The 12,158-nt window shown below is 65.3% G+C and carries 10 protein-coding genes and 1 tRNA gene; 5 read left to right on the forward strand and 6 right to left on the reverse strand.

Annotation, left to right across the window (positions count from 1 at the left end; genetic code table 11):
• Window positions 1-84: 84 nt before the first annotated feature.
• The 4 genes from A7X12_RS19470 to A7X12_RS19485 form a co-directional block, all read right to left on the reverse strand.
• Window positions 85-1,083, reverse strand: a complete 999-nt coding sequence (locus tag A7X12_RS19470; RefSeq protein WP_064313121.1) for an esterase-like activity of phytase family protein — start codon at window positions 1,081-1,083, stop codon at window positions 85-87.
• Window positions 1,084-1,283: 200 nt separating this feature from the next.
• Window positions 1,284-2,006: an acetoacetyl-CoA reductase gene (gene phbB, locus A7X12_RS19475; protein ID WP_064313122.1), complete on the reverse strand. Its 723-nt coding sequence runs from the start codon at window positions 2,004-2,006 to the stop codon at window positions 1,284-1,286.
• Window positions 2,007-2,040: 34 nt separating this feature from the next.
• A complete protein-coding gene (gene hemH / locus A7X12_RS19480; protein ID WP_064313123.1) occupies window positions 2,041-3,048 on the reverse strand; it encodes a ferrochelatase in 1,008 nt (335 codons plus the stop codon).
• Window positions 3,045-5,288 carry a xanthine dehydrogenase family protein molybdopterin-binding subunit gene (locus A7X12_RS19485; protein WP_064313124.1) on the reverse strand — a complete coding sequence of 748 codons (2,244 nt, stop codon included), beginning with the start codon at window positions 5,286-5,288 and terminating at the stop codon, window positions 3,045-3,047. The genes hemH and A7X12_RS19485 overlap by 4 nt, the downstream gene beginning before the upstream one ends.
• A gap of 131 nt (window positions 5,289-5,419) precedes the next feature.
• Here A7X12_RS19485 and lgt point away from each other — a divergent pair, with 131 nt between their 5' ends.
• From lgt to A7X12_RS19510, 5 genes are read left to right on the forward strand one after another with little or no spacing between them, the layout of a single operon-like run.
• Window positions 5,420-6,298 (forward strand): prolipoprotein diacylglyceryl transferase, encoded by an 879-nt coding sequence (gene lgt, locus A7X12_RS19490; protein WP_064313129.1) that lies wholly within the window; start codon window positions 5,420-5,422, stop codon window positions 6,296-6,298.
• Window positions 6,299-6,308: 10 nt separating this feature from the next.
• Window positions 6,309-7,403, forward strand: a complete 1,095-nt coding sequence (locus A7X12_RS19495; protein ID WP_198162105.1) for a class I SAM-dependent methyltransferase — start codon at window positions 6,309-6,311, stop codon at window positions 7,401-7,403.
• Window positions 7,400-7,903 (forward strand): GNAT family N-acetyltransferase, encoded by a 504-nt coding sequence (locus A7X12_RS19500; protein WP_064313125.1) that lies wholly within the window; start codon window positions 7,400-7,402, stop codon window positions 7,901-7,903. The genes A7X12_RS19495 and A7X12_RS19500 overlap by 4 nt, the downstream gene beginning before the upstream one ends.
• Window positions 7,900-8,667: a peptidoglycan editing factor PgeF gene (pgeF, locus tag A7X12_RS19505; protein WP_064313126.1), complete on the forward strand. Its 768-nt coding sequence runs from the start codon at window positions 7,900-7,902 to the stop codon at window positions 8,665-8,667. The genes A7X12_RS19500 and pgeF overlap by 4 nt, the downstream gene beginning before the upstream one ends.
• Before the next feature lie 46 nt (window positions 8,668-8,713).
• Window positions 8,714-9,508 (forward strand): hypothetical protein, encoded by a 795-nt coding sequence (locus tag A7X12_RS19510; RefSeq protein ID WP_157105660.1) that lies wholly within the window; start codon window positions 8,714-8,716, stop codon window positions 9,506-9,508.
• A gap of 34 nt (window positions 9,509-9,542) precedes the next feature.
• Here the strand turns inward: A7X12_RS19510 and A7X12_RS19515 are convergent, their stop codons facing one another.
• Window positions 9,543-11,822 (reverse strand): FdhF/YdeP family oxidoreductase, encoded by a 2,280-nt coding sequence (locus A7X12_RS19515; protein WP_064313128.1) that lies wholly within the window; start codon window positions 11,820-11,822, stop codon window positions 9,543-9,545.
• Between the two features lie 229 nt (window positions 11,823-12,051).
• A tRNA-Met gene (locus A7X12_RS19520) sits at window positions 12,052-12,128 on the reverse strand.
• Window positions 12,129-12,158: the final 30 nt, after the last annotated feature.

Here is a 12,158-nt window from a genome sequence, read left to right on the forward strand (position 1 = left end):
CCGCCATCACTTGCTCCGCGTCTCAACACGGATGCCTATGAATCAGCGATCAGCTCGTTTGGGAATCCCGAATGTCGATCCGCGCTAGAGATTCAACCGGAATTTCAGCAACAGCGTCTGCTCCCACCATTGCTCGTTATCGTCGGAGATCATCCACAAGACGAGCGAATCGCCTTCGCGCTGCACGGCCAGCCCTTCGAAATTGTCGTGCTGGAACGGCGGGGAGAAATCGGCGATCTCGGTGCCGCGCAATACCTGCCCAGCACGCGCGCCACGAATGTCGACCAATTCGATCTTCACCGTGAACAGCGACGAGACGGCGAATCGCCGCACCAGCACCAGCAGCCGCCCATCGGGCAGCACTGCCGCGTCGCTGGGATCATAGCCGGGCGGGGGCACATAAGCGAGGTGCACCGGCTGTACGTCGCCGATGGTGGGATCCTGCGGGAACAGCAGGACTTCGCGCTGATCCAGCGGCCCACCGGGCGGACGCGCGGTTTCCCCGATGACGAGAAACCGGCCATCCGCCAGCCGCACCATCGATTCGGGGCCGCCATTGGTCGGCCAGTTTCGCATCGCCTTGGGGAAGGCGCGTGCAGGGGCGCGGGTGAAAGTCGAATCATATCGGAAAATCGCGTTGTGCGATTCGAATCCGACCCAGAAGGCACCGGTCTTCGGATCGTGCGCCAGCGATTCGCTGTCGCGATCCGACTTGTAGACGCTGGTGCCGGGGCCCGCCGGCAATTCGCCGATGAAGTGCGGCTCCCGGGGGCGCCAGTCGGCGCCCATACGGAACCGCACCACGTTCCCGCGATCGCTCATCAGCGTAAAGCGATCGCCGGTCACGCTCAGCGCGGAGAAACCGGAAAAGCCCAGATCCGGGCTCGTAAGCCGTACGCCGCCCAGATAGTCGAGCCGCCCGATCGTCCGGCGCGTGGGATCCCCCGGCACCAGCGGCACGGGGGTAGCCGATACGACCGGGTGCGTGCCCAGCGGTGTTCGCGGCTCCTTGCCCGACGCGGACAGGAACAGGATCGACAGCGCCAGCGGCGGTAGGGCGAGGGTGCGGAGCCGAAAGCGCATCCGCCCTTCTTAACGGCTGGGGCGCAGCCGAATAGTGCTGCAAGTGCGAAGATGAACGAGAAATAACCAATTCGTTCAGCGTTCGCTCAAGGGAACCGCTCTAATCAGAGCGAGTTGTACGCGTACATTTGCTCTCGCGTAGCGTATCGAGAGACGCCGGGGGCCGGATTCGCGAGGATCCGGCCCCCCTGTTTTTGTGCTCAGTACATGTGCTGGCCACCGTTGACCGACAGCGTCGACCCGGTGACGAAGCCGCCTTCTTCCGCGCAGAGGAATGCCACGGCCCGCGCAATCTCGTGCGCCTGGCCGAGTCGGCCAACCGGAATCTTCGCCACGATCTTCTCCAGCACGTCCGCCGGCACCGCCGCGACCATGTCGGTATCGATATAGCCCGGCGCGATCGCGTTTACGGTCACGCCGAATCGCGCGCCTTCCTGGGCCAGCGCCTTGGTGAAGCCGTGGATGCCCGATTTGGCGGCGGCATAGTTCACCTGGCCATATTGCCCGGCCTGCCCGTTGATCGAACCGATATTGACGATCCGGCCCCACTTCCGGGTGCGCATACCCGGGAACACGGCGTGCGCCATGTTGAAGCAGCCGCCCAAATTGATGCGGATCACGTCTTCCCACATGTCGCGCGTCATCTTCAGGATGGTGCCGTCGCGGGTGATGCCCGCATTGTTCACCACGATGTCGACCGGGCCGAGTTCGGCCTCCACCTGCTGGACGCGGGCGGCGCAGGCGTCGAAATCGCCCACGTCCCACTTATAGGCCTTGATGCCGGTGCGTTCGGTGAAGGCTGCAGCCTTCTCGTCATTGCCGGCGTAATTCGCCGCGACGGTAATCCCGGCATCCTTGAGCGCCAAACTGATCGCCTCGCCGATCCCGCGCGTGCCGCCGGTGACGATCGCTACTCGTGCCATGTGCCTTCCTCTCCACAGTCAAACCAAGAATTGGCTAGGCGGGGTTCACCCAGCCGGCAAGTTCGCGCCCGATGATATGTTTCAACAACTCCATGCCCGCGGCGCTATCATTGAGACAAGGCAAATATGCGAAATCGGTACCGCCGGATTCGAGGAATGTCTCGCGACCCCGGATCGCCAGTTCCTCCAATGTTTCGAGGCAGTCCGCCGAGAAACCTGGCGCGACGATCGCGACGCGGCGGACGCCCTCCGCCGGCAGCGCCGCGAGCGTGGTGTCCGTTGCCGGCTCCAGCCACTTGGCGCGCCCGAATCGCGACTGGAAGGTGACGATCAGCTCCCGCCCCAGCGCTTCGCCAAGCAGCCGCCCGGTCTTGCGGCAATGGCAATGATAAGGGTCGCCCAGTTCCAGTGTCCGCTGTGGCATGCCGTGGAAGCTGGCGATCACCGCATCGGGGGTGAAGTCGAGGCCGGCGAGCCCTTCCTCCACGCCGGCCTTCAAAGCCTGAATGTAGGCCGGATCGTCATAATAAGGCGGCAACGTCCGCAGTGCCGGCTGCCAGCGCTTCGCCATCAGCGCGGCGAAGGCCACGTCGTTGGCGGTTGCGGTCGTCGCCGCACAATATTGCGGATAGAGCGGCGCGACAAGGATGCGCTCGCATCCCTGCGCCTGCAGCGCCGCGATCTGCTCGCCGATCGCCGGGCAACCGTAGCGCATCGCATGCACGACGGTGACGTCCGGCCCGAACGCGCCCGCCAGCCCGCGCGACTGCGCCTTCGTGATCGCGGCGAGCGGCGAGCCGTCTTCCCGCCACACCTGACGATAGGCATGCGCGGACTTTTTCGGCCGGGTGCGCAGGATGATGCCGCGCAGGATCGGCTGCCAGAGCAGCGGCGGGATTTCCACCACCCGGCGATCCGACAGGAACTCGCCAAGATAGCGCTTCACCGATCCGGCATCGGGCGCATCTGGGGTACCGAGATTGACCAGAAGCACCCCCACGCGGAGAGGTGGTATCTTGGGATGATTGTCTGGAGGCGTCATTCGGTGTCCGATAGCAATGGCAGGCGGCGGAACCGCGTGCCGGTGGCGGTCTGCAGCGCGTTGGCGATGGCGGGCGCGGTTGGCGGCACGGCGAGCTCGCTTACCCCGCCGGGATCCGATCCGCTGGGCAGGATCTCGACGGTGATGTCCGGCGTGTTCGCCAGCGTTGGCAGGTTGAGATCGGCAAGGCTCTGTACATCGGCGATATTCTCGCTGAACGTAGCCGCCGTGCCGAGTGCGGCGCTCAGGCCGAACAACAGCCCGCCCTCGATCTGCTGCCGAACGAGATCGGGATTGACCACCCGCCCACAATCCACCGCCGCCACCAGCCGCTCGACCACGATCTCGCGCTGCGCCGTCAGATGCGCTTCGGCCATCACCGCAATGTAGGATCCGCGAAAGACATGCGCCGCAAGGCCTTGGCCGCTGCCCGGCTCGCCCCCTTGCCACCCGCCCAGTTGAGCCGCCGTTTGCAGGCAGCGCGCAAGGCGCGGCTGGTTGCCCAGCATCGCCATACGAAACGACAGGGGATCGCGATTGGCGACATGGGCAAGTTCGTCGACGAAACTCTCGGCGAAGAAACAGGTATAGCTGTGCGAACCTGAGCGCCAATAGCCGGTTGACACGCCGATCTCCGCCGGATGGTGATCGATGGCAAGCGTAGAAATGGCATAGACCGGCGCGGCACCCTCGACCGCGGACGGATCTCCTTTGCCGGGCATGGCCAGCGCTGCCGCCGCAACTACATCGCCCGCGAGCAGCCGGGCCGCCAGTTCGCGGCCGGTGGAAGGCGCCGCTATCTTTGCGAGCCAAGCGGAAATGGTACCGTCCTGCCCCAGCTTGGCGGTCAGGCGCGCCTTCGCCGCCGGCCGAAAACGATCGCGGCGAAGGTCCTCATCTCGCGGCCAGGTCAGTTGCACAGGCCGGCCCACCGCTTGCGCGATCAGCGCCGCCTGCGCAGCCGCATCGATTTCGAGCTTCTCCCCGAACGAGCCGCCGCCGAGCATCGCGTGCACCGTAACCCGCGCTGGATCGATCCCCAGCGCCTTCGCGGCTGCGGCACGGGCAAGCCCGGGCGCCTGGGTGGGCAGCCACAGAGACAGCCGATCATGGGCATAATCGGCGGTGCAGGTCATCGGCTCGAGCGGCACATGCGGGGCGAGGCCGACACGATAGTCTGCCGTCACCACCCGTGCGCCGCGAAAGTCGCCGGCGAGATCGCCCTTCGCCTCGATGCGGACGCCGTCGCCTTCCAGCCCAGCGTCCAAGGCGGCGCCGATCGAGTCGTCATTGACCACCGCCGCGGGATTGCGAAAACGCGGCCGCATTGCCTGCAGCGCGCGCTCGGCCGCCCACCAGTTGCTCGCCACCGCTGCTACCCATTGCTTGGTGGTGACGATCGAAAGCATGCCACGCACGGAGTTGGCTGCCGCGCGATCGACATGGACCAGTTCCGTGTCGCCGATCGGTCCCTGGCGGATCGCGGCGAACACGATGTTGGGCAGGCGCACATCGCCGGCAAAATTGGCGCTGCCGTCGATCTTGGCCGGCGCGTCGAGCCGCGGCAACTGCTGACCATAGAGGCGGCCGGCATCGCCCCCCCGCAGCGGCGGGCGCGCCGGGGCCTTTTCGCGGGCCGCCGCTTCCGCCAGTTCGCCAAAACCCAGTCGCTGGCTGCCATGGATTACTGTGCTGCCCGCCGTGCCGCACGCCTGCCAGTCTACACTCCAACGCCGCGCCGCCGCCTTGCACAGCAGCACCCGCGCCGCCGCACCCGCCTGGCGGAGATCCTCCTCGAAGGCGCGCACCGAGGTGGAGCAGGCGGTAAGCATCAGGTCCGCGCGGGCCGCGTGGCTGCGCTGCACCTTTTCCGGCAGCGCACCCAGCGTGGCGGCGAACAGGCTCTGCGCCGCCAGCGGATTTGCATAGAGCGGGTTAAGCGGCGCGGGCTCGACGCCGACCAGTTTCCAGTCCGCGCCCAGCTCGTCGGCAAGTATCTGCGGAAGCGCGGTGTAGACGCCCTGCCCCATCTCGGCCTGCGGCACCGCGATGCGGATCTGGCCATCGCGGCCGATCTTCAGCCATGCTCCGAACAGGCTCTCGCCGGGGCCCGCCGTGAGGTTGGGTGCATAGCTGCGCGGCCAGAGGCCCCAAGCGATGACCAGCCCGAGTCCGGCCCCGCCGCCGATCAACAGCCTGCGCCGATCGAGCCTGATGCGGGGTGTGGATTTGCCAGCCATCGGCCCGCTCTATCGCGGCACGCGCGCCCGCGCCAGCATGGGCTTTCGATCAGCATGATCGCTCCCCCTTGGGTTTGCTGCATTTTGGCTCTATCGCGGGCGGCGATTGCTTTTCACGCCGGGGATATAACGTGCTGCCCACCCTGCTTGCCGCTGCCGGCGGACATCTTCATTTCGCCGATCTCCACCTAAACCCGGTGGCGATCAATCTCGGCTTCTTCCAGATCAAATGGTATTCCCTGGCCTATATCAGCGGCATCCTGCTGGGCTGGCTGTATCTGATGAAGCTGCTCGCGGCACCTGGCGCGCCGATGGCCCGCCGCCATGCCGACGACCTCGTCTTCTACGCGACGCTTGGCATCATCCTGGGTGGCCGGCTCGGCTATGTGATCTTTTACGCACCCGAGATGTTCTACAGCCCGCTGCAAATCCTGATGCTCTGGGAGGGCGGGATGAGCTTCCACGGGGGCGTACTCGGCACCTCGCTGGCGATTGTCTGGCTGGCGCGGCAGCACAAGCTCAACTGGCTCCGCATCCACGATTATGTCGCCTGTTGCGCGCCTTTCGGCCTGTTCTTCGGCCGCCTCGCCAATTTTGTGAACGGCGAGCTCTGGGGAAAGCCCGGCGACGTGCCCTGGGCGATCGTGTTCCGCGGCACCGTGCCCGCCGGCATCCCTGAGCCGGCCCGCCATCCCAGCCAGCTCTACGAAGCGGGTCTAGAGGGCCTGTTGCTGTTCACGGTGCTGTGGTTCTTTTTCTGGCGCACGGGTTCGCGCTACCAGCCGGGCAAGCTCACCGGCATCTTCCTGCTGGGCTACGGCATGTGCCGCTTCTTCGTGGAATTCTTCCGCGAGCCCGATCGCCAGCTCGTGTGGCTGGTCGATCTGACCGGTCTGCATATGGGCCAGTGGCTGTGCCTGCCAATGATCGCCGGCGGCCTGTACCTGATCGCTACCGCCCCCGCGCGCCGCAAGCGGGTCGAGGCGATCACCGGGCCGAGCGTCGCCTGAATTGGCCGGCATGACCAACCCACTCAACGCCCGGCCCGACGAACGCCGCGACAATGCCGCCGAGCCGGCGCTGCCCGAGCGGCTCGCGCGGGCGATCACGCTCGCCGGACCGATCCCGCTCTCACAGTTCATGGGCGCGGCCAACGCGCACTATTATGGCACGCGCGATCCGCTGGGCGCGCGCGGCGACTTCACCACCGCGCCCGAGATCAGCCAGATGTTCGGCGAGCTGATCGGCCTTTGGCTGGCCGACCTGTGGGATCGCGCGGGACGCCCGGAGGCGGCACGTTATGTCGAGTTCGGGCCAGGTCGCGGCACGCTCGCTGCCGATGCATTGCGGGCGATGGACAAGGCCGGCTTCGCACCGCCGGTCCACTTCCTCGAAGCCAGCCCGGTGCTGCGTGCCGCCCAGAAGGAGCGGGTACCGCAGGCGGAATGGCATCTCGATCCGGTCGGCCTGCCCGACGACGCGCCCTTGCTCGTCGTAGCCAACGAATTCTTCGACGCGCTGCCGATCCGCCAGTTGGTGCATACGGCGCAGGGCTGGCGCGAGCGGCTGGTTGCTTGTCAGGATACGCTGTTTCTCCCGGTCACCGGCGATCGCGGTTTCGACGCCGTCATCCCGCCATCCCTGCGCGACGCTGCCCCCGGTTCGATCCTCGAGACGTCGCCCGCCAGCGTGTCACTGCTGCGCGCACTTGCCCAGCGGCTGCTGGCGCAGGGGGGCGCGGCGCTGATCCTCGATTATGGCTACGAAGGTCCGGCCATCGGCGACACCCTGCAGGCAGTACGCGGCCACGCTTTCGCCAACCCCTTCGACGCGCCCGGCGAGGCGGACCTCACCGCACATGTCGATTTCGGCACGCTCAAGGAAGCGGCGGAAGCCGAGGGACTGACGGTCCACGGACCGGTCACGCAGGGCGATTTCCTGAAGGCTCTCGGCATCGACGAGCGCGCCCGAGCGCTTGCGCGGACCTCGCCCCAGCACGGCGACGCCATCGCCGCCGATCGCAACCGCTTGGTAGCCGACGATCAGATGGGTTCGCTGTTCAAGGTACTCGCGCTCACTGCGCCGGGCTGGCCGGTGCCGGCGGGGTTCGCATGATCTATCGCGATGCCACGCCTGCCGACGCGGCCGCGATAGACGCGCTGTTCCGCGAAAGCTTTTCGGCGACCTTCGCGCATCTCTACGCACCAGAAAACCTGGCCAGCTTTTTTGCCAAATTTTCGGTCGACGGCTGGGTAGCCGAGCTGGCCGATCCCACCTTCGCGTTTCGCGTCGTGGAGGATGCCGACGGCATTATCGGCTATTGCAAGCTCGGTCCGATCAGCCTTCCTGCCAATCCGCATGGTCCCGCGATGGAGCTTCGCCAGCTTTATCTTCGCGAGCGCGCCAAGGGCAGCGGCGCCGCGCAAGCGCTGATGGATTGGGCGCTCGCCACCGCGCGCACCCGCGGCGCAGGCGAGCTCTGGCTCTCCGTCTATATCGACAACCACCGGGCCAAGCGCTTCTACCAACGATACGGCTTCGAGGATCGCGGACCCTACACCTTCATGGTAGGCAACCACGCCGATGAGGATCGGCTTATGCGGCGGCAGCTGTGAGCGGGGTGGAAGTAAATCATGCTCGCGCGCTGGAAGGCGTGCCGCACGGCTTTCTCGGACGCCTCGGCGGCGTCTCGACGGGCGTCGTCGCGGGACTGAACGTCGGCACCGGCTCGAACGACGAACCGGATGTCATTGCCGAGAATCGTCGGCGTGCGGTTGAGGCAGTGCTGCCGAGCGCGCGGCTCGCCACCGTGTACCAGGTCCACTCTGCCGATGCGGTGACTATTGTCTCGCCCTTCGACGAAGCCCTGCGCCCGCGTGCGGACGCGTTGGTTACGGATCGGCCGGGGCTCGCCTTGGGAGTTCTCACCGCTGATTGCGCCCCGGTACTGTTCGCCGACCGGGCGGCCGGAGTTGTCGCCGCGGCGCACGCTGGCTGGAAGGGCGCGATCGCCGGCGTGACCGATTCGACCATTGAGGCGATGGAGGCACTAGGTGCGCGCCGCGAACGAATCGCAGCTGCGGTCGGCCCCTGCATTGCCCGCGCGAGCTACGAGGTCGATAGCGATTTCTTCCGCCGCTTCGCCGAGCAGGATCCGGCTAATGAGCGTTTCTTCGCAGATGGCCGTCCCCAGCATTTTCAGTTCGACCTGGAAGCCTATGTCGTCCATCGCCTCGCCCTGGCAGGGCTGCGCATGATCGAAGCACTCGGACTCGATACCTATGCAAACGAGAATCGCTTTTTCAGCTTCCGCCGGGCAACCCATCGGGGGGAGGCGGATTATGGGCGGCAGATCAGCATGATCGGACTTGGTGGCTAATCGCGATCAAGGACGGTAGCCGGGGCAGTTGCAAGGAGGGAACGCGATGGGTGTACGGATTCGATGCATCATCGCCGGAGTGCTGATGCTGATCGCGACAAGCATGCCGGGCGCGGCCGCGACCGCACAACCTCCGCAGCACTACCCCCTAGATCTCGCAAAGCCGTTCGGAACCCGCTCGCACTGGACCTTCACGAGCACGCAAGCGCCGGACATTCGGGATCCGATCACCGACGACGATACCGTGCCAGGCCCCCTGCGCCTTTGCCTCAGCCGTGACCAGGGCAAAAGCTGTTCGCCGATCCTCGGGCGCGCACTGACGGTCGACCTACGGCCGGATCTCTTTTCTGAACCACATTACCTGGAGGTCGTGAAAATCGTGTTTCCTTCAGCCGGACATCCGCTGTTGCTGCTCCGGTTGGCGAGCCTGAAAAGCATCAACGGAGACCAACGGACTGCAACAATTGCGCTCGCCTATGATCGCACGGCCGACGATTTCGTGATCGCCTATGAGAAGCGGACCAATCGGAACAACAACCAGGAAATCCGCTATGTCGAGACGGGCCCATTGCGTGGCGCCATACTCTCGGCCGAGCCAACCCAGGATGCTCCCTTCGCCTTCTGGGTAACCGTGTCCCGCCTCGATCCCGCGAACCGCTACACTCAGCGGCTACGCTACCGCAGCGCGACCCGATATGGCGACGGCAACATGCTGGCCGTGCTCGATTCCGAAATGCCGACCATCCAGCGAAAACTGGGGCTCTGGCAATCGGGCGCGCCGCTTCCCCCCGGCCCCTGCCCGAGGCCGCACCTGGCCAGGGGCGCCCTATGGTGCCGCTGATCGTGCGCGCCCGGAGAAGCGCGCACCGCAGCCCCTAGACTTCCGAAGCGCGCCGAAGCCGGACCGGGATCGACTTGTACGAGGGCGTACCGCTACGCGAATCGTAATCTGCAAGCGACAGCAGGCAATTCGCCTCAGGATAATAGGCCGCCAACGAACCGCGCGCGATCGTGTGGGCCAGGATCGTCTGGCGCGCCAGCACGCGGTCACCCGAGACGACATCGATTAGATCGCCATGTGCGAGCCCGAGTTGATCCAGATCTTCCTGATTAGCGAAAACGACATCGCGCCGGCCATGCACACCTCTATAGCGATCGTTCAGCCCATAGATGGTCGTATTATACTGGTCGTGGCTGCGAATGGTGGTGAGCGTCAACAGGTCCTCCGATACCGGCGGATCCTCCTGCAACGAGGAATAGACGAGGAAGTGCGCCTTGCCGTCGGGCGTGTCCCACTCCCGGTCCGAAGCGCCGACCCGCAAGCGAAAGCCCCCCTTCACCCGCACACGCCGGTTAAAATCCGCGAAGTCCGGGAAGACGGCCTCGATCCCGTCGCGAATGCGATCATAGTCACCGATCAGCAGGTCCCAGTCGATCGGCGCGCCAGGCACCGTGACCTTGGCGAGACCAGCGATGATGGAAGGTTCCGAGCGCACGTCCTCGGACACCGGCTTCAGAAAGCCACGCGAGGCATGCACCATCGACATGGAATCCTCAACGCTTACCGCCTGCAGGCCCCCCGCCTGTATATCCTGCTCTGTTCGGCCGATACAGGGCAGGATCAGGGTCTCGCCGCCGGTTAGCAGGCAGGTACGATTGAGCTTTGTGCAAATCTGGACGTTGAGGTCGAGATTCTTGAAGCCCGCGAAGGTCGTTTGTGGATCGCTCATCGCCGCGGCAAAATTCCCGCCCAGCGCGATGAAGGCCTTGGCGCGGCCATCCCGCATCGCTGCGACCGCCTCAACGGCGTTATGGCCGTGGGTGCGCGGACTGGTAATCCCAAAAGTCGTGTCGAGGCGCTCCAGAAAGTCCTCGGTGGGTATCTCTGTAATCCCGACCGTGCGGTCACCCTGCACATTGGAGTGGCCGCGCAGCGGGCAGATGCCGGCCCCTTCGCGACCGATATTCCCGCGCAGCAGCAGCAGGTTCGCCATTTGTTGCACGGTCTCTGTGCCGTGGCGATGCTGGGTGATCCCCATTCCGTAGCAGATGATCACCCGCTGCGACCGGCCGTACAAATCGGCGATGCTCTCCATGGCGTCACGCGTTAGGCCCGAACGGCGTTCCAGCTCCGGCCATGTCAGGGAGTCGAGATCGGCGAGCAGCGTCTCCAACCCCACCGTGTGCTGCTCAATGAACGCATCGTCGAGCAGACCGGGTCCACCCTCGGCACGCAGGCGCCGATCCGCTGCCACCAACGCCTTCATCACGCCCTTGAGCAAGGCAACGTCACCACCGACCTTCACCAGGTGATAGGCGGATGCCAGCGGCGTCGCGCCATTGGTTAGCATCTCGACCGGCGACTGTGGGTTCTGAAACCGCTCGAGCCCGCGTTCGCGCAAAGGATTGATCGCTACGATCGGAGCGCCTCGCCGCGAAACTTCGCGCAGCGTGCTTAGCATGCGGGGATGATTGGTGCCGGGATTGTGCCCGATGCAGAACACCGCATCGGCATGGTCGAAGTCGTCCAGCGTCACCGTGCCCTTGCCGACCCCGATCGACTGGGGCAGCCCGACGCTGGTGGCCTCATGGCACATGTTCGAGCAGTCGGGGAAATTGTTAGTGCCATAGGAACGCACGAACAGCTGGTACAGAAACGCCGCCTCGTTCGAAGCACGTCCGGAGGTGTAGAATTCGGCTTGGTCGGGCGTCTCCAGATTCTGAAGGATGGTTCCTGCCCGCGCGAACGCCTCGTCCCACCCGGTCGGGACGAATCGATCGCTGTCCACATCGTAGCGGAGCGGATGAGTAAGGCGCCCCGCTTCTTCCAACGCGTGATCGGACCAATTCCACAGCTCAGACACGGTGTGGGATGCGAAGAACTCAGGATCCACCCGCTTGGCAGTCGCCTCCCAAGTGACCGCCTTGGCACCATTTTCGCAAAATTCGAAAGACGAGCTGTGCTTGGGGTCAGGCCACGCGCAGCCTGGGCAATCGAAACCGTCCGGCTGGTTGAGATGCATGAGGGCCAGCGTGTTCGAACTCGCGCCCATCTCCGCCTTAACGGCGACCGCTACGGCGCGCAGGGCGCCCCAACCACCAGCGGGTCCTGCATAGGGGGCAACACCATCTACGTGTTTCGTCTTCTCGGCCATCAAACGTTCCTTCGGCAAGGAAGGGCCTCCTGCGCCTCGCGGGAATAGCTGCGCAATCATACCGAAGTTGGGTGTACCCAGCGGAAGGGCAATTTCTGGCCACCGGGGGTTAGCGTGTCGATCGGGCAAGGCGGCAGGAGCCGCGGTCTAAGCCCCGGCCGCGCGACGTACAGAGCGCGGGAACGCAAACGAGCCCCGACGCGGAAACGTCGGGGCTCGTTTGAGAAGTTGGTTGCGGGGGCAGGATTTGAACCTGCGGCCTTCAGGTTATGAGCCTGACGAGCTACCGGGCTGCTCCACCCCGCGCCAAAGCTGGATGCCTCGTGTGAGGCAGAA

It is taken from the genome of Sphingomonas sp. TDK1, assembly GCF_001650735.1.
GTDB lineage: Bacteria > Pseudomonadota > Alphaproteobacteria > Sphingomonadales > Sphingomonadaceae > Sphingomonas.

What these genes read in the sequence shown, in the direction of transcription:
- A7X12_RS19470 (WP_064313121.1), bottom strand. Translation starts at nt 1,083, where the DNA reads ATGCGCTTTCGGCTCCGCACCCTCGCCCTACCGCCGCTGGCGCTGTCG.
- phbB (WP_064313122.1), bottom strand. Translation starts at nt 2,006, where the DNA reads ATGGCACGAGTAGCGATCGTCACCGGCGGCACGCGCGGGATCGGCGAG.
- hemH (WP_064313123.1), bottom strand. Translation starts at nt 3,048, where the DNA reads ATGACGCCTCCAGACAATCATCCCAAGATACCACCTCTCCGCGTGGGG.
- A7X12_RS19485 (WP_064313124.1), bottom strand. Translation starts at nt 5,288, where the DNA reads ATGGCTGGCAAATCCACACCCCGCATCAGGCTCGATCGGCGCAGGCTG.
- A7X12_RS19495 (WP_198162105.1), top strand. Translation starts at nt 6,309, where the DNA reads ATGACCAACCCACTCAACGCCCGGCCCGACGAACGCCGCGACAATGCC.
- A7X12_RS19500 (WP_064313125.1), top strand. Translation starts at nt 7,400, where the DNA reads ATGATCTATCGCGATGCCACGCCTGCCGACGCGGCCGCGATAGACGCG.
- A7X12_RS19510 (WP_157105660.1), top strand. Translation starts at nt 8,714, where the DNA reads ATGGGTGTACGGATTCGATGCATCATCGCCGGAGTGCTGATGCTGATC.
- A7X12_RS19515 (WP_064313128.1), bottom strand. Translation starts at nt 11,822, where the DNA reads ATGGCCGAGAAGACGAAACACGTAGATGGTGTTGCCCCCTATGCAGGA.